This window comes from Thalassobaculum litoreum DSM 18839 (assembly GCF_900102465.1).
Taxonomy (GTDB): domain Bacteria; phylum Pseudomonadota; class Alphaproteobacteria; order Thalassobaculales; family Thalassobaculaceae; genus Thalassobaculum; species Thalassobaculum litoreum.
The window spans coordinates 19,712-39,081 of the sequence record NZ_FNBW01000021.1; the positions used below are offsets into that span (position 1 = coordinate 19,712).

Genomic DNA, 19,370 nt, shown 5'->3' on the forward strand with positions numbered 1-19,370 from the left:
TACGTCTTATGTGCCACAATGAAAAAAAGATCAGTTCGCCGGAGTCGGGGCAGGGACCGTCCAGTCAAAATGCACGACGTAGAGCTCCATCGGGTTGCGCGAAAGGTCGGCTCCCACCCCCTCTCGCAGGGCGATCGTCAGCAACCCGCTTTGCTCGGATGTTCCGATTTTGGTGCCGCTCGGCGTATAGACGTCCTCGTGCCAGGTGAGCTGGTAGGAGTCGGAGGATTTCGAGAAGGCGGTTAGTTCTCTGATGACCCGCAGGTTTGCATCTTCCAACGGCGCCTGCGTGCGAAAGAGGCTGTCGAGCCGTTCTCTGGCGCCGCCGGCCGTGTGTGCGTACACCCACAGAAGGTCGTCGCGCATCACGAGTACATCGGCCGGGCGACGGCGCACGAGCTTGATCCATTCCCGCGCGATGTAGCTCTTTTGGAGATCGGAGGGGCGATAGTCTTCGGGCTGATACTTTCGAATGATCTGGCCGGTGTTCCCATCGACCTCGACCATCGCAATCGTCTCACGGCGTTGGCCGTACATGTAGGCCATCGTGAAATTTGAGCCGATCAGGCCCACGAAGAGCAGGATCGCCACAATGGTTAATCCGCGGCCTCGCCGCTGGTCGGCTTCAAGGAAATCTGCAAACACCTTTCCAGCGTTGCGATACGCGGAACTTGGCGGAGTGGTATTAGAAGCGCTCATTATTCATCGCCTTGCTGCTGGTCGAGAGTACTGCGAATTCTCCTTCCTCTCCGTGCGGCCCGCATCCGGGTGCTGGCAGATCGAACGAAACGACCGCCGGCCGCGCGGGCAGCTTCGGCTTGGGCTGAACCGGAGCGCATTTTGTCGCGGAAATCACTGGCGATCCGTGACATCTGCGCAGCTCGGTTGGCACCCGCCTTGGCTGCGTTTCCTGCTGCGGCCATGCCATAGCGAGCGGCACCCCCGGCTGCCCCCGCAGCTTTCCCGGCGCTACCGGCACCCCTCATCGACGCGGCGCCAGCTTTCATCGCAGCATTGGTGCCAGATACGGCCGCGCGGGCTGCATTGGCGGCGCTTGCTCCGCCGCTGGCAGCCGCGCCGACGCCTGCCGTTCCGGCCTTTGCCGCCATAGCCCCGCCACCGACTAAGGCAAAGCCGAGGCCGCCGGCCGCCATAAGGGCGGTGCCAGCACCAAGTCGGGAATTGCCGGTTAGCACGCTGGCCGCGAGGCTTGGCGCGGTGATGAACAAGACGATGTAGAACGACGCTGTTGCGAATAGCAGGAGCGCATTGCGCAGGTTGGATTCCGGCTCCCCGCCGCCGCAAATGCCATCGGCAGAAATCAGGGTATCGAGGTCACCAAGTATGAAGCCGCTGATGACAACGATGGCTGCGGCTTTGATGCCGATCCCGAGAAATGCGGAAAATGTACGCTCGGCCGCGAACGCAGTGGCGGACAATGCGGCGAGTGGTAAGAGGATGAAGGCGATTGCAGTGACCAGATAATATTCCAAGAGGGTCAACAGGGCGCTTAGACCCATGAACAACATGCCCAGGAAGATCACGAATCCAATGACGTACAACAGAATGTAAGTGCCGATCTCTCCACCGAACATACTCAGTGTTCCGGCACATTCACGCACCCCGCTCAGCGCGGTCAGCCCATAATTCAAGAAAGTGCTCGGAAGCAAAGCCTCGGGACCCGCTGAGGCGTTTTGCCCAGTCATGGTCTGACCGGCCCATTGGAACCCTCCCAGGATGGTCCCCTGAAACTGGAGGAAGTTCTGAATGAACCAGAAGAAGAGGCCGAGCTTGAAGAGCCTGGTGAAGGCGTCAGCGAAGCCAAGCCCTCGGCCAACGGCCAATAGGAGACCGAACAGCGCGATCTCGATGACGGCGAGCTTTGAAAATAGGGAAATGGCCGTGCCAAGGTAATTCGCCGGCCCGCTCTGGAAGAGCTGGATTAGCGATATGGCCCGTTCGTCGAGGCTGCCGAGAGGATCCATCTGGAGGCCTCAGAACGTCGTTTTGGGCTTCCACCAGTCGTCGGGGACAGCCCCCTTTTTGACCGGCTCAGCCAGAACGCGGTTCTCTTCCTGAAAGCGGAAGGCGGCAACCTCGCGCTCGATCATCGCCTGTTGTTCCTTGGCGAGCGAGTTGGCGAGCTGGAGGCGCTGAATCTCGTATGACTGCGCCTCGATCTGTGTGCGGATCGCGTCAACTTGAGACTGCGCCTGTGTCGCCTGGGTCTGCCCCACCGCAAATTCGCTGGCGGTCATCGCCAGCATAAGTCGTTGCTGGCTTACAGCCATTGGCTCAAGCCGTCCCAGGAGAGCGGCAGAATCGTTCATCACGTTCTGCGACAGCGTCATCGCGATATCGGCGGCGGCAACAGCGTCCTGCGGCGTCTTTACTCGCTGAGCCAGGTTCATGAGCTGCTGGGATCTCATGATCAGATCCTGGGCATTGCGAATGGCGCCGGAATAGTCCTGGTCGACACCGGCCAGATTGGCGAGCGACGAGGCTACGCCTGAGTAGTTTCCGTTCTGCAGGGTGGCTACGGAGAGTGCCGTTTGGCCCACGACCATCATCAATTGGATGGTTTGCTCATGCCGCTGATAGAAGGCTTTGATGGACTCGGCGACCTGCTGGATGTTCTGAGAGAAGTTTGCCGGGTCGAACACCGTGAAGGCCTTTGCCGGTGGGGCCAGAACACAGGTGCTCGCCACAATGGCGATCGCCAACCGCTTGCGGATGATCGGAATCATTATCGCCTCCCTTGGTCCTCAGATTGCGTCGGCATGTCGATCGATATCCGGTAGACAAAAGCGCCCGTCGTGTTGAGGAGGTCGCTGAAGCTCAAGCCCACGCCGGCGATCCGGTCCCCCTGAAGCGAACCACGGAAGACCGTCATTGCGCCGGGCAAATAGGCGTTCCGGTAGCCAACGAACCCGTCGTTGAAAAGAAGGGCCAGCGTCCCGAGGTCAAAGCTTGCCTTTGGGACATTCGGGTAGTCGTAGGACATATGCCCACGGCAGCCTTCAACCTTAAGCGCCTTGTAGGCCGTTCGATTGCCGATGCGGAACTGTGGCTGCGGAACGCAGTTCGTCGGCGCCCGCATGGTCAGCGTGGAGGTCGGCGTAGGCGCACGAAGAGGGCCGTAGATACACCGCGCCTCATATCGAGGGTCCAGTGTGATGTTGATTGGAGGCAGCTCATGGTCGCACCAGTCGCCACCGCATGGTCGGGTCGCATCGATCTGAATCGAGAAGCCCGGCAGGCGATGGTTGAGCCCGTTGCCGTTGGTGACGGCTTGGTCTGCCTCCGTCAGCGCTCTCAATTGTTCGCGCTCGCCCCAGAGATGGAGCGGTTGGTCTTGTGTCGGCCCCAGGTAGAACAGTGCATCGGCGGTGCTGGCTGTGTAATCAACATTCAGGAACACCGGCAGCGGCGAGCATTCCCAATCGCCAAGGGCTGGATGTGCAGCGAATGTGCTGAAAGCCAATAGGGCGGTGCGCATGACTTTCATGTGCTACTCTGCCGCCTGGCTGAAGGGTTCCCGCAGAAGATCGGCTGGCTCCGGGAGACCGGCCTGTTCAAGCCAAAGTGAGGCAAACGCCGGACCCGTGATCTCGGCCGGGATTCGGTCCATCTGGTTCTGAGCGGCTTCGCTGGTCGATCCACACAGCGCCAACGCGATAGGTCCCAGCGAGAAGGAGATCAGGCGGGTGCCCATGTCGGTGACGAACAGGTAGTCGCTCTTTCGTCGAGCCTCCCCGAGTAACTCAATTTGGCGTTCGTTTAGACCGAACTGCTGATAGAGGCTCGCGACGTCCTGGCGACCGGCTGCAGGGTTTGGCAGGTAGATGTGTGTGGGGCACGCGTTCAGAACGGTTTGTGCGACCGTGGATTGTTGAAGATCCGCCACTTCCTGTGTCGCAAAGCCGACCGCGACGTTCTTGGACCGTAAGGTCTTCAGCCACTTTCGTAAGCGATCCGCGAAGGCCCGATTGAGCAAGGGCAGCCATGCTTCGTCGACAAGAAGCAGAGTTGGCCGACCCGTGAACCGACGTTCAAACCGGTTGAACAGAGCCTCGACGACCGGACCGGCATAGGTGGCGTCCAGGAGATCCCCGAGATCGACCGCCTCGATGTCATCTGGATCCTCGCTGGAATCTGCGTCGAGGTACCGCCCCGCCGGCCCGGCCATTGTAAAAGGCGAAAGGGCGTGTCGGAGGTCTTCGCTTTGCACCAACTGCGCGAGCACGGATAAGGTTCGATGATGCGGGGCGTGCGTGGCCAAGGTCTTTAGGGCGGACCAGATCTCGCTTTGCAGCTCTGCCGGAACGGATTGGCCGGTGTTCTCGATCATCGAAACCAGCCAATTGCTTGCCCATTCGCATTGATCCGGTTGGTCGATATCTCGAAGGGGCTGGATCGTTAGCCGGCCGGCGTGGTCCGACAGACTGTGGTAAGTGCCACCGAGTGCGCGGACCATGCACCGGAGGCTTCGCTTATGGTCGATAGCGAAGACCTGGGCCGCACCTTCCTCGTTGGAATATCGAAGCCATTGCGCCGCAAGGAGGTTCAGCAGAGTGGACTTCCCGGCTCCGGTGGGACCGACCACGATGAAATGACCCACATCCCCGACGTAGGTCGAGAAACGGAACGGCGTCGTCGAGCCGGTTTCGCAATAGACATGCGGCGGACCAATAAGCTGCTCATGGTTGACGCCTTCTGGCCCTGCCCAAGTCGCAGACATGGGCGCCATATGTGAAAAGTGGATGGTGTTGAGCATCGGCCGGCGCACATTCGCCACCGAGTTTCCCGGCACCATGCCAAGCCAGGCCTCCAGGGTGTTCGCGCGCTCGATGACCGGTATTGAACGGGCCCGTCGGACGAGCTCTGCGACCTCGACCGCGCGGGCTTCGGCTACCTCTTCATTCTCGTCCCAAACTGCGATCGAGAGTGTGCAGTAGCCAAAACTCGCATGCCGTTCCTGAATTGCGAGTTCGGCCATGTCGGCGTCTTCCGAGCGCCGGATAGCCTCGGCATTCTCTTTTGCAGGTTCACCCGTAAAGTTGGCGAAGATGGTGCCAAGGATACTGGTGCGGCGCTGCGTCCAGTGGCGCCCCATGTTCCGAAGCTCGGCTTCTGCCCGTCGGTCATCGAGTGCGATGAAACGGGCCATCAAACGGTATTGGAACGGTAGCTCGTTCAGCTCTTGAAAAAGGCCAGGCCTGGTTGGTCCGAGCAGGGTCTTGATGCCCACCACCCGCAGATGGTTTTTGCCGATTTTCGGATAGAAACCTCCCGTCAGTTCCTCGTCGGGAAGCAAGCGATCAAGAAAGACCGGCGGATGATCTCCGATATCAAAACGCTGGGTGCTTATGGTCGAATGCAGGTAGGACAGGATCTCGCTTCCCAGCAGCGGCTTCATAGCGAGGAAGAAGCGGCGCAGTGCTTCGTCGAGCGCGGCGATCTGTTGCCGGAAGTCCAACAATTCCGCGGGCACGGCACTGTCGTCTGCTTTTGGAGACTCGATCAGAAACTTCTTGAACTGCCCGTGAGATGCCTTCGGCGGCAAATAGGTGACGGTGAGTACGTATTGGTTCTCAAGGTGAGGCGTATTTGCGAAGTTGGCGCGTCGTTCGCTATCGATGAGCTGCGCGGTGGGATTGGCAAATGCGCTCTCAGGATAGGGAGAGCTGGGGACCCTGGCGTCTTCAAAGAAGAGCGACCATCCACCCTGCAGTGCATTGAGTTGGCCAGCCAGCTCGGAGCACAGTTTCCCGAAGAAATAGTCGGGCAATGCGTCCAGATCCGGGCCTCGCACAGACCAGGACGTGAGTAGGGCACCGTCCTTCAGGAGAACGGTTCGCTGGTCTTCGAGCAAGAGTGTCCAAGGAAGCAGGTCGGCCACTGAATGTGCTGTGCCGGCTTTGAAGGATCCAATCCAGTATCGGCCGAGCAGCGAAGCCATCAGGGGATATACCTATTGTGATATCGAATGTGGCGGATCAGGACCTCAAACATCCAATCGTCGTGGCGATGCAGCAGGTTGCCGATCAGAAAGAGGGAGGCTCCCGCTAGGAATACCTCCCATCTATGCAGTGCAAAGAAGCCAGCCGCCGTCGTTGTTGCGATCAGAATCCCCACCCGCCGAGGCAGCCCGAATGTGAGAAGGCGCTTGGTGAGTGTTTGTGGGACTGGCTCTTCCATGGGGTCATCGTGGCCCTAGAGCGTCACGGCGCCGGTGTAGCCGAGGAAGGGTAGGCCCCAACTGGCAGCGTTGAAGGCAATGCTTCCGCCTACGGCGATGTTACCGGAGCGACGCAGAATGCTCCCGGTTTCACCAGCAGCAACCGCCAGGCCGGAGCCCGCGATGGCCGCGGCCCCCAAAGCGCGGGCCACCGGCCCCTGGAGGCTATCTGACAGCCGGTCAAACGGCCCTTCCCAGGGCATGGCCCCGCCGATGGAGGTGGTAGCTTGGGCGATCTCCGGAAACATGACGACGGCGACGGCCATGCATACGGACAGGGTTATGTGCCACGCGCGATTTTCGGCGTTGGGCAGAGTACGGATCATGGCGACGACTCCTATATGATAAGACATATGTGTTATGTGCCTTGATGCCGAACATAATCCCAGCAGGATTTCGGCGTCAAGAGTCCGTCCCCAGCGATTGTGCGAGCGGTGATCGATCACGACGCACTTCCGTGCGGTATGTGTCGGCTTCTTCATCCCAGCCCACCGTGACGCGGGATCCCAGGTAAGGGCGGGCAGAGCGGCGACCGATGAACAGCACCTCCTGAATCGCTCGGCCGACGAGATGGCGCGGCGGTACCTGATATTCCTCTGACAACAGATGCTCCAGGCGACGCAGTGCGTCCATAGCGCTGTCTGCATGGATCGTGGCCAGGCCACCCGGGTGGCCGGTATTCCATGCGTTCAGGAGTTCTCGCGCGACGATACCAGAGCGGATCTCACCAACGACGATGCGATCGGGCTTTACCCGCAGCACATCTTGAACCAGTTGCCGCAAGCCGACCGCCGCACTCGATCGCAGTGACAAGGTGTTTGGGGCCGGACACCGTAGTTCACGCATATCCTCCAGGATCGCGACCCTGTCATAAGATTGCTCAAGCTCTTTCAAAATGGCGTTGGCCAAGGTGGTCTTACCGGTTCCGGTAGGCCCAGCAATGAGGATATTCCGGCGCTCTTTTAGCGCCGCACGGATCCAGTTCGCCGCCTCGGCGGTCATGAATTCCTGAGAGACGTAATCACCTAAACTGATATTCGTCTGCCGATGAAGCCGGAGGACGAACACCGGCCGGGTCGTCACGGGAGGAATGAAACCCTGAAGCCTCGTTCCATCGGGTAGTTCGGCCGCAAGCCTCGGAGACTTGGTGGTGACCTCCTGACCACTCTGGCCGGCGACGAGGCGTAGAATAGATTCCGCGGCCGAGATCGAGAATCGCTCTTCGACCAACAGCGGCCAACCGCCCCATCGCTGAGTCCACAATCCTCCATCATCATTCAAGTAGACATCGGTGATTTCGGGGTCGTCGATGTAAGGGAGATACTTCGCCAGAGTTTCATAAAGCGCGCGGGCTCCCCGATCCGAAACCTCATTCTGTGTCATGATTTAAGACCTCTCGAACATAGCCCGCTCCGCTGATCTGGGAGCGGACCACCTCAATGAACCTATCGAAACGTTGGGGCGCTATTTGCCTGAGCTTCGTTTGCTCTTCTGAGCTTGGCGGAGCCGTATTGCTGAGATACAGGCGGACGAACTGCGCCAGCGTTTCATTTGTGATTTGCTGGTCCTTCTGCAGTGTGGCGACCGCTCGCCTCAGGCGATCGAGAGTCCCGGCGATTGTCATTTCCAGCGCGATGAAGTCGGGCATCTTCGGGTTGAAATATGCTTCTAGTGCTTCCCCTACGATCCGTGATTCCGGTATGCCACGTTCCGCCGATGCGGCCTGGAGCTGCTGTGTCAGCTCGGCCGGCAGACGGAATTTCTTTGGGATAGTTGAAGAGCTACGTTTGCCAGAGCCCGTCGTCGCGGTCATCTATCACCCTTCCGTTTTTTACGTTGGACTGCTGAGTGTCGTTCGCTTCTTCCCACGGTGACGCTGCGAGATTGTCGAGCGCTTGTTCGGCATCCTCGTTCCGTTCGGAGAGGTTTCGTCCTTGCTCCTGAGCTGGGTCTTCTTGCAGAGTTTCTGTGTTCAGTTGATGGTCATACGCGGCTGAATCTGCGCTGACGTATCCGCTCCATGGATTGACCGGACGGCTGTGCGCGGACGGCACGCTCGGGGCTTCCGCGTCCTGATGCGCGGCAAGGAAGGGATCTTTCCACCACTCAATCTTGAACAGCTTGGCGGGGGGAATTCCTGGAGCGAACAGCAGCTCCCGATCGGCTGGAAGCGAATGGACCTCGCCCCCTGTGATCAGGGGCCGCGCGCTCTCCTGTTCGGAGACAAAGGCGTGGGTCAGGATCGGTTGGAGGCGATGACCTGAAATGTTTATCTCTTGTTCGCGATGGGTCGCGGTTCCAGCCAAACGTGACACGTAGTCGCTGGTGTCCGGATCATTCGTGGCATGAAAGATCCGTAAGGCGCAGTTCTCGACGATGGTCTGCTCCCGCCCATAGTTCCGATACAAGTCCTTCACCGATTGAGCGACGATCAGACATTTGAGGCCATATCCGGCCATGTATCCGATCGCGTCGTGGACCAATGGCAGATTGCCTAGGCGCGGGAACTCATCGAGCAGGAAAAGGCACCGATGGCGATGTGGGAAGCCTCCGGCGCTCACTGTCGCGTCCGTCAGCTTTCTCACCACCATGCTGACGAACAACCGAAGGAAGAACCGCAGCCGCAACACGTCAGACGGCGTGAACACGATATAAAGGCTCATCGGCTGCTCAGCGTTTACAAGCTGATCGATTGTGAAATCGGAACTGGATGTGTTCTCGGCCAAGACCGTGTCGTCATAGATCGCGAGATAGCTTCTCGCGGTCGAGAGGATCGACGAGAACTCGGGGAAATATTTGTCGCGAAGCTGCTGGACACCTTGTGCGACGACCGGGTGACATTGGCCATCGCGATGCCGTGTCGAAGCCATTTCGGCTAGCTTCTGTTCCATCGAAGAGCCCGGTCGATTGAGCCAATTTTTGACCGACGCGAGGCTCGCGTTCTCATCCGAATAGCGGCAATGAAGGATGACGGTTTTGAGGAAGATCCGAGCTGACTGGTCCCAATAGTTCGGGTTGATCTTGCTGCCGTCCGGATCGACCAACATGCTTGCGATCAAGTCAGCGTCGCTCACGTCCTCGTGGCCAATTCGGATCTCCTGGAGCGGGTTGAATTTCGCGGAACCGGGTGCCGCGGGCTCAAATCTGAAGCACGTCGAGAAGCGCGAGCGCCAACCGCTAGTCGCGATCCAGTTCTCTCCTTTTAGGTCTAGAACGAGCGCGCTTTGCTGCCATCGAAAGAGCGTCGGAATGATGGTGGTGGCACCTTTGCCCGAGCGCGATGGGGCAATGAGTGCGACATGTTCTGGGCCATCATGACAGATGTATCGCGGGGGACTGTGGCGCCGATGAGACCTAAGACCCGTCGTTCCGATGATCACTCCGTTGTGACCCAGATACTTCTTTAGGTCGTCTGGCTTCGCCCAGCGAGCGGTCCCGAATTTACCAGAAGACGGCTTGCGCCTCATGGTCACGGCAGAGATGAAAATAACGATCCCGACAGAGATCGATCCCAGCAGACACAGGTAGGCAACGTCATAGATTGCTTCTGCGGGTTCCGGGAATCTGAACATCCAAATGAGCCACATAATCGGCGCATATATCTTATGTTCCCCGAGGGACAAAAGAGGTTGGCCAAGTGCCGGATGGTATCCGTATTCATGCGCGACATACTGCGTGCCGAGAAAGAAGCCGATCAAGATGGACGCGGACATGATGAAGAATCCGCGGTAGAAGACGGCCGTTCTTGCGAGCATTTGATCTCTCCTAGAGTGACCGTGTGAGCGAATAGATTCTCAGTGCATTTCGTCCCGCACCCATCTCGGGCATCGAGTGTATTCCGATCTGATGTCCGACCTTCAGGCTGTCCGCGGCGCGTACCGGTATCGCCGCAAACGCGTTCGAATTTCGGTCGACAATCAGTGCGAACCGGCCCTTCGCACCCTGCTCGATATGCGCCACCTGACCGGTGAAGCGCTGCGGGTCTGATGAGAACAAGAGCTGTTCGGTTTGGTCCGTCATGCCGGCGCGAAGTGCTGCCGGTGATTGCTCGGTGAAGGATCGCGCAGCCCATCGCTCGAACGCTCGTGGATCCTTGAAGACGTCCTTCTCTCCGACCTGTTGCAGGAACCGATCCCGTTGCCCAACAGCGTCCGATATTCGCCGCTGAAAGGCTGTGTGACGCGCGCCGCCGGTCTTGTTTTGCCCATAGGCGTCGAGCCAATTCGCGCTCGGCTCCTGGACCGCCTGCGATAGACTTTGACTGAGGCCGCGGATCTTTCGAGGGCCGCTTCCGGCCGATGGATCTATGGCAACGATGGACCCTTCGTTGATCTGATCCAGCCCATCGATCTTGGTTGCCACCTTGTGGTAGGCGCGGCCGTCGGCGCCGTCGATGATCACATAAGGCCTGTCGTATAGCTCGTCTGCAAGGCCGCGTGCGCGCACCTCGCCGACGATCATTTTCTTGGGCAGATCCTTGCCGTTGAGATCGAACACGACCCGCTGCTCACCGCTGAATGCGAACCGTGACCGCGAGGCCATTTCGACGACATTGGCGCTGGCCCGAAGCTCATTGTTCCAGTTTTTCGATAGCGTGAATCTGTTGCCCGGTCCCCACTGGCCCACCTGCTGCCGTTCCAGAAAGTCAGCGCGCCGCGCCAACCGCCGATGCTGCTGCGGGTTGATGCTCTTTGACGCGGACCTGGATAGATCGACCACGCCGGCGTCGTCTGCAAGACCTTCCAGCGCTCGATCAAGCGACGTTGGCCGCAGGCTATCGATCTCTTCGTTGAGCGTGTTTTCAAGGTCCTGGCTCGTGCGGTATCCAAGCTCACAGGTCAGCGTGCGTTGCGCCTGCTCCCGGATTCCACGCGTGAGATACTGGTTCGGGATGACCAGGGTGTTGCCCTGATCATCGACTCCGCGCAGCACCACATGGGCGTGCGGGTGATCGGTGTTGTAGTGAACAACCGCCTTCCATTCGAGACCCGTTCCCAGGTCCTTCTCCATCCGTTCCATGACCTGGCGCGTGAACCGCTCCATGTCATTCGACGCGTTTTCCGGCGAGAGGATCAGCCGAAAATGATGCTCCTCGTTCTCCAGTTTCGACACGAATTCCGACGTGGATCGGTCGTTGTTCGTGAAGACTTCGGCGGGCTCTGCATCCCGGCCAGCACCGTCGCGCGTGATGTAATTCATGTGGGCGCGGACCTTCCCGCGTACCCCGGCAACCGACTTTACGATACGGGTTTTGACAATCACCCGCTGCAAATACGCGTGCGTGTTTGAGGAAAACCGCGTCGCTTCACCACCCCCGACGAGACGCGAAAATGCTGCGCGAACCGCTCGCTTTGCACTCTTGCGAGCGATGGAAGCGGCCGACACAGGCGTGCGCCCGCTGGCAATCCGGAAGGCGTAATTGGCCATCGTGCTGGAAAAGGTCTTGGGCGCGAGCCTGTAGGCAGCGGCGCCCGCGACGGCAGCCGCCGGACCTGCGTTGCTGGGCGCCGGGTCGCGGAATATCAGCTTGGGCCTATATTCTTCCATTGATTACGGCCACTTAGCAGTTTGTGGGGACACGTAAGTGTTACGTACCATATCATGGTCCCACATAAACGCAAGGGATTCCAATCTCTTAGGGCCTGCCGGCCCCCAAATGGGACCACTCTCTTATCTTGTCCTACGCTTTCACCCTCTAAATCACCCTTCCTCACCCTCTCCATCCCCTACCCCCTGCTGATCTTCGGCCGCGATGCGCCCGTCCTTTCCGCGCAAGCTGGAAAGTGCCTCGGCCCCGTCGAGGCAGGGCAGCATCGAGGACGATGATCAGCGCACAGCCAGGCGGTGATCGCTCTCGCGATCACCGCTCCGCATCCCGCCCGGGCCGCCATCTCAGACCGCGGCGCGCTTCGCTTGAAAGTAGGGGTTGGTTGGACGGCATCGACGGGCGCCAGGCATGGCCTGAGCACCGTCGGTCTGCATGCGGTCGGCATCGGTGCGCCTGTACTTTCCGCGCAAGCTGGAAAGTGCCTCGGCACGACGAGGCAAGGCAGCATCGAGGCGGAACGCATGCGCTAAACCGGGCACCGATCGCCCTGGCGATTGGTGCGCCATTTTCCGGTCGGACAAACCCGCACCTCGTCCACCTGGTGCCGGTGTCCCCTTCCCCGCCCGGGCAGCACCTTGGCGTGGATCCGGGCAACAAAATGGCCGCCCCGGATATCGGAGCGGCCTTTGTCGTCTATGGCGTATTCGTCAGGGGGGGCGGGGCGTTGTCGTAGGCTGGTGTTCGGCCCGGCGTATGGTCGTGGTGATGACCATGCCAGACCCGGCCATTGTAGGAGATATAGAACCGCTGCGTCCCGTGCTGATCGACCAGCACAACGGGCGGCATCTGACTGGCTCCGAACCCCAATCGGTCGCGCACCGCACAGTATTGTTCCGAGGCCTCTTTCAGCGAGCGGACGGGCCATTGTCGGCCCTGCGCCCGCAGGAAAAGCCGGATCGCCTCGGGGCTCATGACGGGCAGGCCTCCGCACCCGTCTTGACCGATTGCAGGAACCGCGCGACCGCATGGCGCCCGGCGTTGTTCAGGTGGCGTTGCCACGCTCAGTGCGACGGCGACCACCTGAAGCCCAAACCCTTCAGCGTCCGCCGCACGGCCTCCTCGGGCTTGCCGTCGAACTTCAACTGAATGCGATCCGCTTCCACGTTCTCCACCACGCGCACGGGTCCGGCTGCGGTGTCCTCTTCGGTGTCCCTGCCCGGCTCCTGCTGCTTCGCCTCGATGCCGTCGAGACGCGAGCGCAGACGGCGGATCTCGGCGTTGTTATTCGACAGCTCGAAGGCCTCGAAACCGCGCTTGGCGAATGCGTTTGGAGCAATGACCGCACGGGCGACCTGAAGGCTCCAGCCGGTCGCCTCGGCCACGGCCTGGGCCATGGTTTCCTCGCTCTCCTGGCGGTTCTTATGGATCGCCTTGTTCGCCATCTTCATCGCTGCCTGTCGGCTCTCCCGCTCCTCGATCTTCTGGCGGAGCAGGTCGGCGGCGTCGGGGTTGCTTCCCCTCACCGGCCCGTCGGGTCGGCCATGGGGGAAGGCGCGGCGTTCGACGGCCTTTCGCGCGGCTGCGACGTGGGCGCCTATCTCACCCATCCGCTTGTGCGCGGTGGCCTGGCGCTTTTCATTCCGCCGCGTGGGGAAGTTGGCGGGGCCTACGATGAACGATGACATGCAGCGGGATTCGGCCTGCCACCACGCGCGGGTTACCTCGATATGGCGGCGGGTGAACTGCTCGGCTTCTGCCTCCACGTCGAGCGATCCGCCCATGGCCTGCAGCTCGTCCAGATGCGCAGCAAAGGCGGTCAGTCTGGCGTTGAGATCGTGCAGAGCGGCGGCGGCGTGGCGCTCCGGATAGTGGCTGAGCGCGTCCCAATTTCGAGCGATCTGGGATATCGTGATTTGGTCGGAATAGCTGCCCGCCTGAATGCTCAAACGGTCGTCGCCAAGGGTGAAGGTCGGCATGATATCGCCTCCTGTCGGTCGGGCTGTACGGTCAACGGATTGTCGGGAGAGAAGCCGGGCGCTCCGGGATGGAACGCCCGGCCTGGGGGTCAGGCGGCACTCGCCAGGGGTGCGCCCTTGATGCGGGCCATTTCCTCGGCCAGGGTCCACAAAGCGCGGTTGAGAGCCTTGCTCTGATCGATCCCCCGCACCTCGCGCGTGGAAGCCCGGCGCCGGTGCCCTTCGGTATCGCGGGTATAGCCGCGCTGCCCGCCCTTGATGGTGTTCTCCTGCAACACGTTGAACGTCGACCAAAGATCGCCGCGCCGGTCTTCGTAACGGCGGGGCAAGAGAAGCTGATCGGCGGAGATAGAGGCCTTCTCCTGATCTTCGAAGCGCAGCGCGTGAACCGCCTTGGCAAAGGCCTGCTGCTCGTCGCGGTGCAGCTCTACGGCCTTCATCTCCTGCACGTCGTTCATGATCCGGTCGGCGTCCTCGAGCACCGTATAAGCGGCGTCGATAACCTTGCTCTCGGCATCCCCCGAATGCATGACCTTGGCCTGTCCGAAAGTGTCACCTGCAAAGAGGCCGTTCGCGCACACGAAACGGAAAACGCCGCTGATCATCTGATAGCTGGCGGTGCCGTCATGGGCGTTGATCAGAATGATTTCGTGGGCCTCGTCGCCGCTCGTCATCCGCGAGGCGTGACGCAGGCACGCGGGCGCGCATTTCGTCCAGGCAAAGGGCCTGGGTTCCGTTCGCCCGGATCATTCCGCCGTTGGTCATGCCTCGCATGTATCGGTTCATCTTCTCGCTCCTGTTCTCTGGTTTGGGCTGCGTTGCTTGCCTGCATGCAACGCTGCCTCTCCGGCGAGGAGCGGGGGTGAGGGAAAAGGCCGCGTGGGGCGGAGGGGGATCACCCAACCAGTAGGGCGGTGCGCAGCACCGGGTGCAGGCCCGAGCTTGGCCGGGCCGAACCTTGGGGATACCGCCCCGCGCGCGAGCTTGCGAACTTGGCCTTTTGGGAGAGGGGGCGGCGTCCCCTCTCCCACCGGAGAGCTGGCGGCGATCGCCGCCGGCGAGCACATACAAGGCCGAAGGGCACCGCGTTTCTGGAGCGGCCGCCTCGAGCAGAGCACAGCCCGTTAGGGATCACCCGACCTGGCTCACCTCACCATGCTTGAGGAATCCAATAGCCTGAGGGGTAGATGTTGGCTCGGCTTACCGGATTGTGCTTTCTGGGGCCGTTGCTCGTTGGCATACCGCCAAGAACAATAGCGAACCTAAAGATTTCCGCGTGCGCTAGCCTGTTCGGTCATATCGATAGAAACGGTCTGACCAAGCCGAGCAGCTATGCTGACGAGCGCATCAATCGAGAACTGGTTGACATGCCCTTTGATAAGGGCATTCATCCTAGAAACAGTAACGCCGCGTTCCTTAGCAGCAACTTTCTGTGATGACCCTTTAGCCTCGATTAGATCCGCGATTTTGATCATAAGGCGCGACCTGATTTTAAGGTCCTCTGCCTCTTCGGGCGTATCCATTAGATCGTGAAAATGACATCCTGATCCGACAAGCATCATTTCCTGAATCCATTCAAGTCGTTCAAACGCTGGCTTTGCGGAATTGCGATCGTGCGATCGGACGCCGAACATCCGTATCGCAGGCTGGCAGTTCTATAGCGGGCGTCACTCGCCCGAACTATGGTTCTCCGCTCGTTCGATACGGACAGTTTCTCCAAGATGCGTGGCCATTTTAATCAGCGCATCACGTGAAAGCTTGTCGATATGGCCTTTTGCTAGATCATTAATGGTAGACACCGGCACACCACACTCAGCAGCAGCCTTTTTGCGGCTCCATCCATTGCCCCGGATTATATCGTTAATGCCACGCATTAGGTCCGCACGGACGGTAAGATCTTCTGCTTCTTCTTCACTATCAGCCAGATCGTGGAATACATTTCTTTGAATAACAGACGTAATCACCATTCACTACCTCCACGATTTATTGGCGATTTTATTTTGCGCTACGCGTTCTCGGTACTCTCTGCCCTTATCTCTTTGAGGAAGCTGATCTCAACGACCCGCCTACATATTTAATTACAACCCCCGGTCGAACGCAAGGCGTTCAACTGTGCCGCAGCAAACGGGGACTGCTGCAGACTGCGAGACAACCGCTCCCGCCATCGAGGACCTCGGGCCATAGCGTCCTCGTACGCTTCCAGCAGATCCGTCGGGCGATCCTCCGAGAGAACGGCGATCATGAGGTCGGCCTGCAGCCGATCCTTACGTGCCTTCAGGCTCTCCGATCCATCTCTGCGGCGATCGGCCACGATCAGCTTGTGAATAGCGAACCGTTCTGGACGGGGGAGCTGGACGAGGATCCCGTCCCTATACACCGCTGCAGCCGGAATAGGGTCGGCGATCAGAAAGTTCAGATAGTGTAGAGACTGAGCGCTAACGCCGAGGGCGACGAGCTCGCGGAGCCCCTCCTCTGCGTTGAAGCTCGGCGCCACAAATTCCACCAGGGTCTGGCTGCGGGTTTGACGCCACCGCCAAACCCTGCCGGCTTCCATGGCCGGCACCGGCTCGAACTTGAAGTCATGAAGAATGTCCCCGATTGTGGGCAGGACGCTCTCACCCAAGGCGAGGGACAGCTTTTCAAAACTGGCGATATCGATGTCATTGGTCATCGCCGCCTGGTCCAAGGTGAGGTTCAGGCTGAGTTCGCCTTCATAGATCCGAAAGCCCGTTGTCCCAACCAGGACTCCGCCCAGTCGAAACACCCCTGCCCGCTCGAACGCGGCCAGCAAGCTGCCCGTGGCGCTGTCGACCCCCAGGAAGCGCTCGCTCCTAAGCAGCCGAACAAGCCGTGCGCGTTCCCGACGGCGTTCCTCGCGATCCGCCTTCAGCGTCTCATGGTGCTCGATCCGCCGGAACAGCTCTTCCGATTCTTCGCCGAGATAACGCTCCTTCATCTCGACGCCGACCCGATAGCGATCGTACCAATACGTTCGGGAGCCGCGTATTCTCGGTGTCGGGGTCCCTCGGATCTGGGAGACCGCCTCGTCAAGCAGTAACGAAACGAGATCGTGATAGGCCGCAAGCGCGGTGGCCGAGTGACGGCGAATGACAGGCGGGGGCTTCGCCATTTGCATACCACGCACAGACTTTTCTGCGTGGCAATGTATCCCAAGCCTTCGTACCACGCAAAAATTATTTCGCGTGGCACGAAGGTAAGCCATTCCGATATCTGCACTCAGGGAGCGCCGGCAGAGGCCTTGTCCCATTTGCCTTGGCAGGCATAGCTCTTACTATACAAAGACTTACGCGGTTCTCTCCAGAGAACTTGTTTCATCCGCCCCGCAAAATCTCCTCGATACGTCCCGCCTGATCCGCCGACAGAGGCTGATCGAGTTTGATCGTCCAGGATGACTCAGTCCGCGTCACGACAGCACGACGCGCCCCGCCCGAATCGACGATCTCGACCTTCTCCCGCTCCGGCTTCGGCGCCCCCTGCCCTGCCCCAGCCTTCAGGATGGCGGCGACCTGCTTACCGGTGTCGCTGAGGCCGGCCGCTCGGTCGAGAATTCCCTCAATCGCCTTCCGGCTCGGCCGGTCGGCCCAGGCATCGACGATCTGCAGAGCCGCCGCCTTGGACACCTTACGGGGATCTGCAAGGATCGCCCGAATCTCAACCGGAAAACCGACACCGATCTTCTGAAGCTCGCTGACATACCCTTTTGAAAATCCCGTGACCTTCAGCAGGTCGGTATTTGCCAGCCCAAATCGTTCCTTCACGGCGATCATCCAGACCCCAAGCTCCAGTGGGGTTGGATTGAGCCTCAGGTTGTTCTCACTCCACATCGCCGCGAGCGCGTCGTGATCGTCCAGGTCCTGGACCCGTGCGAGAATCGTCCGACCAAGCTCTCGACACACGCGCAATCGGCGACGGCCGGCGATGAGCTCATAGCCCTCCTCTCCCCGTCTCGGCCGGACTGTAATCGGCTGATCTTGTCCGCGGCTTGCGATAGAGGCTTTGAGGTCCTCGAACTCCTGATCGTCACCTCGGACCTCGAGGCGATCCGAAACCAACCCATCCTCAATCGCCGCGGGGTCCAGCTCGAGCAACATTGAACCCGAGAGCACGGCCTTGTCGCGTTCCGCACGCAGCGTTTCGTTCTCAGCGGCGATCGATTTGACCGAGGACGTAAACATTCCTGCGATCGGAGCCTGTGGGCCTGCATTTCTGGGTTGAGGTGGGTTCCCGTCACCTTCCGGTCGCCCAAAGGTCCTCGGTCGGGACTTCTTCTGATCCGCCATCACGCGGCCTCCCGCTTCTCATCCCAGCGGCGGCGCCAAAGGACTGTCCAAATATCTTTCTCGATCTGCTTCATAGCCCTGGTGATACCTGCCATACCCGTTTTCATCGTCTTGCGCGCGACCGTATCCGGCAAGCTTGCATGCGGCAGCGTCTGGTCCGCAAAGGACGCCGTGATCAGCTCTGTCTTCGGTACGACCTCGCCGTAAACAAGATCTCGTCCAAACGTGTCATAGACGCTGGCCATGATCGCCTTCTCGGCTGGGGAGTTACCGTCGCATTTGCCCATTAACAGCCGCAACATTGGGAAATTGAACGCTTCCATACCGACCGCTTCCTGAATCTGACGACCGGTCGACGCCACAACGGATAGGAACTGGATTGTCGATCTCAGGTCCAGCATCGTCGGGGTGAAGGGGACAATCAGCCCCCCGTCGCTCGCGGCATAAAGTGCCGAAATCGGCAGCAGCCCAAGATCCGGCTTACAGTCAATCAACACCACGTCATAGTCTGCAGATACCTCACCGATAAACGCGTCGATCAAGGTGTAGAACTGGAACGCCGAATCCTCCCGGATCCGCGCGATCATCGAGAACTCGAGATCCTGCAATTCGAACGTGGCCGGCAAGATGTCCACGCCGCTCATGTAGGTCTGACGGATAAGACTCGACGCATCCGCCCCATGATAGAAGCCTGCCAGACTATGGCCGGGTTCAATGACCTGCTCGGCTGGGAACACCCGCAACGTATTTGTTGCCGAGCCCTGTGGGTCCGCATCGATGATCAGCACGCGCAGGCCGCCATGCAGCGCCAGATGGGAGGCCGCGAGCAAGGTCGTCGTGGACTTTCCTGATCCGCCCTTATAGTTGGCGATGGCGATAATCGCGCATTCTTCGCCGATGATCGGTTGCCGGGCAGGGAGATACGAGATGTTTCCGGACGCTGCGAAAATCAGCCGCCGCATCTCCGCGATTTCAGCCGGTGAGTAAACCATCGCTGGACCGCGCCGCCGACCGGCCGGGAAATCGGGCAGATTCTCCGCATAGCGGGCAAGCGCCGGGCGTGAGACGTTCAAAAAGCCGGCAACTTCCTGGAAGGTATAGAGCCGCGGCCGCGAATGAGATTCCGGTTGCCCTTCGCTCTCCGCGAGCAAACTCTGCGATCGGGACCAGGCGATATCGAGTGCCTGCTGACCTTGATCAACGAGATGTTCAACGTCCCCGAGCCTATCTGCCATCTTGGCCTCGCATCGAAAATGTTGTGGATACCTGGGAGCTTTCAACACATGTCGTTGTAGCTCGGCACC

Annotated in this window: 17 protein-coding genes and 1 pseudogene; all 18 read right to left on the reverse strand. The window is 59.8% G+C overall.

Going from position 1 to position 19,370, the window contains the following annotated elements; genetic code table 11:
• Positions 1-30 precede the first annotated feature (30 nt).
• Positions 31-699: a VirB8 family type IV secretion system protein gene (locus BLS34_RS23565; RefSeq protein WP_093154368.1), complete on the reverse strand. Its 669-nt coding sequence runs from the start codon at positions 697-699 to the stop codon at positions 31-33.
• A complete protein-coding gene (locus BLS34_RS23570) occupies positions 699-1,985 on the reverse strand; it encodes a type IV secretion system protein (RefSeq protein WP_093154371.1) in 1,287 nt (428 codons plus the stop codon). The genes BLS34_RS23565 and BLS34_RS23570 overlap by 1 nt, the downstream gene beginning before the upstream one ends.
• Before the next feature lie 9 nt (positions 1,986-1,994).
• On the reverse strand, positions 1,995-2,747 hold the full coding sequence (locus BLS34_RS23575) for a TrbJ/VirB5 family protein (RefSeq protein ID WP_093154373.1): 753 nt from the start codon (positions 2,745-2,747) through the stop codon (positions 1,995-1,997).
• Positions 2,747-3,508: a hypothetical protein gene (locus BLS34_RS23580; RefSeq protein ID WP_093154376.1), complete on the reverse strand. Its 762-nt coding sequence runs from the start codon at positions 3,506-3,508 to the stop codon at positions 2,747-2,749. The genes BLS34_RS23575 and BLS34_RS23580 overlap by 1 nt, the downstream gene beginning before the upstream one ends.
• A gap of 3 nt (positions 3,509-3,511) precedes the next feature.
• The gene (locus tag BLS34_RS23585) at positions 3,512-5,962 is read right to left on the reverse strand and encodes a conjugal transfer protein TrbE (RefSeq protein WP_139189450.1); all 2,451 of its coding nucleotides are present in this window, start codon (positions 5,960-5,962) and stop codon (positions 3,512-3,514) included.
• Between the two features lie 254 nt (positions 5,963-6,216).
• Positions 6,217-6,567: a TrbC/VirB2 family type IV secretion system protein gene (locus BLS34_RS26085; protein WP_051243837.1), complete on the reverse strand. Its 351-nt coding sequence runs from the start codon at positions 6,565-6,567 to the stop codon at positions 6,217-6,219.
• A gap of 76 nt (positions 6,568-6,643) precedes the next feature.
• Positions 6,644-7,624, reverse strand: a complete 981-nt coding sequence (locus tag BLS34_RS23600; RefSeq protein ID WP_093154382.1) for an ATPase, T2SS/T4P/T4SS family — start codon at positions 7,622-7,624, stop codon at positions 6,644-6,646.
• Positions 7,611-8,054, reverse strand: coding sequence for a ribbon-helix-helix domain-containing protein (locus BLS34_RS25650; protein WP_139189451.1), 444 nt, complete (start codon positions 8,052-8,054; stop codon positions 7,611-7,613). The genes BLS34_RS23600 and BLS34_RS25650 overlap by 14 nt, the downstream gene beginning before the upstream one ends.
• Positions 8,023-9,996 carry a type IV secretory system conjugative DNA transfer family protein gene (locus tag BLS34_RS23610; RefSeq protein ID WP_093154387.1) on the reverse strand — a complete coding sequence of 658 codons (1,974 nt, stop codon included), beginning with the start codon at positions 9,994-9,996 and terminating at the stop codon, positions 8,023-8,025. The genes BLS34_RS25650 and BLS34_RS23610 overlap by 32 nt, the downstream gene beginning before the upstream one ends.
• A 10-nt stretch (positions 9,997-10,006) precedes the next feature.
• A complete protein-coding gene (locus BLS34_RS23615; RefSeq protein WP_093154390.1) occupies positions 10,007-11,788 on the reverse strand; it encodes a DUF3363 domain-containing protein in 1,782 nt (593 codons plus the stop codon).
• 694 nt (positions 11,789-12,482) lie between these two features.
• Positions 12,483-12,761, reverse strand: a complete 279-nt coding sequence (locus BLS34_RS25655) for a hypothetical protein (protein WP_139189452.1) — start codon at positions 12,759-12,761, stop codon at positions 12,483-12,485.
• 89 nt (positions 12,762-12,850) lie between these two features.
• A complete protein-coding gene (locus tag BLS34_RS23620) occupies positions 12,851-13,765 on the reverse strand; it encodes a hypothetical protein (protein ID WP_093154392.1) in 915 nt (304 codons plus the stop codon).
• Positions 13,766-13,854: 89 nt separating this feature from the next.
• Positions 13,855-14,469: pseudogene (locus BLS34_RS23625) on the reverse strand (DUF932 domain-containing protein); the annotation flags it as partial.
• Positions 14,470-15,027: 558 nt separating this feature from the next.
• The gene (locus BLS34_RS23630) at positions 15,028-15,327 is read right to left on the reverse strand and encodes a helix-turn-helix domain-containing protein (RefSeq protein WP_093154395.1); all 300 of its coding nucleotides are present in this window, start codon (positions 15,325-15,327) and stop codon (positions 15,028-15,030) included.
• 105 nt (positions 15,328-15,432) lie between these two features.
• A complete protein-coding gene (locus tag BLS34_RS23635) occupies positions 15,433-15,732 on the reverse strand; it encodes a helix-turn-helix domain-containing protein (RefSeq protein ID WP_093154397.1) in 300 nt (99 codons plus the stop codon).
• A gap of 107 nt (positions 15,733-15,839) precedes the next feature.
• The gene (locus BLS34_RS23640) at positions 15,840-16,895 is read right to left on the reverse strand and encodes a nucleotidyltransferase family protein (RefSeq protein ID WP_093154418.1); all 1,056 of its coding nucleotides are present in this window, start codon (positions 16,893-16,895) and stop codon (positions 15,840-15,842) included.
• Positions 16,896-17,097: 202 nt separating this feature from the next.
• Positions 17,098-18,066 (reverse strand): ParB/RepB/Spo0J family partition protein, encoded by a 969-nt coding sequence (locus BLS34_RS23645; protein ID WP_093154401.1) that lies wholly within the window; start codon positions 18,064-18,066, stop codon positions 17,098-17,100.
• On the reverse strand, positions 18,066-19,301 hold the full coding sequence (locus BLS34_RS23650; RefSeq protein ID WP_093154403.1) for an AAA family ATPase: 1,236 nt from the start codon (positions 19,299-19,301) through the stop codon (positions 18,066-18,068). Before BLS34_RS23650 ends, BLS34_RS23645 begins: the two co-directional genes overlap by 1 nt.
• Between the last annotated feature and the right edge of the window lie 69 nt (positions 19,302-19,370).

Excerpts from the sequence above, each read along its gene's own strand:
- BLS34_RS23650 (WP_093154403.1), bottom strand. The coding sequence starts at position 19,301 with ATGGCAGATAGGCTCGGGGACGTTGAACATCTCGTTGATCAAGGTCAG.
- BLS34_RS23600 (WP_093154382.1), bottom strand. The coding sequence starts at position 7,624 with ATGACACAGAATGAGGTTTCGGATCGGGGAGCCCGCGCGCTTTATGAA.
- BLS34_RS25650 (WP_139189451.1), bottom strand. The coding sequence starts at position 8,054 with ATGACCGCGACGACGGGCTCTGGCAAACGTAGCTCTTCAACTATCCCA.
- BLS34_RS23615 (WP_093154390.1), bottom strand. The coding sequence starts at position 11,788 with ATGGAAGAATATAGGCCCAAGCTGATATTCCGCGACCCGGCGCCCAGC.
- BLS34_RS23610 (WP_093154387.1), bottom strand. The coding sequence starts at position 9,996 with ATGCTCGCAAGAACGGCCGTCTTCTACCGCGGATTCTTCATCATGTCC.
- BLS34_RS23620 (WP_093154392.1), bottom strand. The coding sequence starts at position 13,765 with ATGCCGACCTTCACCCTTGGCGACGACCGTTTGAGCATTCAGGCGGGC.
- BLS34_RS23635 (WP_093154397.1), bottom strand. The coding sequence starts at position 15,732 with ATGGTGATTACGTCTGTTATTCAAAGAAATGTATTCCACGATCTGGCT.
- BLS34_RS23585 (WP_139189450.1), bottom strand. The coding sequence starts at position 5,962 with ATGGCTTCGCTGCTCGGCCGATACTGGATTGGATCCTTCAAAGCCGGC.
- BLS34_RS23570 (WP_093154371.1), bottom strand. The coding sequence starts at position 1,985 with ATGGATCCTCTCGGCAGCCTCGACGAACGGGCCATATCGCTAATCCAG.
- BLS34_RS23580 (WP_093154376.1), bottom strand. The coding sequence starts at position 3,508 with ATGAAAGTCATGCGCACCGCCCTATTGGCTTTCAGCACATTCGCTGCA.
- BLS34_RS23645 (WP_093154401.1), bottom strand. The coding sequence starts at position 18,066 with ATGGCGGATCAGAAGAAGTCCCGACCGAGGACCTTTGGGCGACCGGAA.
- BLS34_RS23565 (WP_093154368.1), bottom strand. The coding sequence starts at position 699 with ATGAGCGCTTCTAATACCACTCCGCCAAGTTCCGCGTATCGCAACGCT.
- BLS34_RS23630 (WP_093154395.1), bottom strand. The coding sequence starts at position 15,327 with ATGATGCTTGTCGGATCAGGATGTCATTTTCACGATCTAATGGATACG.
- BLS34_RS23640 (WP_093154418.1), bottom strand. The coding sequence starts at position 16,895 with ATGGCGAAGCCCCCGCCTGTCATTCGCCGTCACTCGGCCACCGCGCTT.
- BLS34_RS23575 (WP_093154373.1), bottom strand. The coding sequence starts at position 2,747 with ATGATTCCGATCATCCGCAAGCGGTTGGCGATCGCCATTGTGGCGAGC.
- BLS34_RS25655 (WP_139189452.1), bottom strand. The coding sequence starts at position 12,761 with ATGAGCCCCGAGGCGATCCGGCTTTTCCTGCGGGCGCAGGGCCGACAA.
- BLS34_RS26085 (WP_051243837.1), bottom strand. The coding sequence starts at position 6,567 with ATGATCCGTACTCTGCCCAACGCCGAAAATCGCGCGTGGCACATAACC.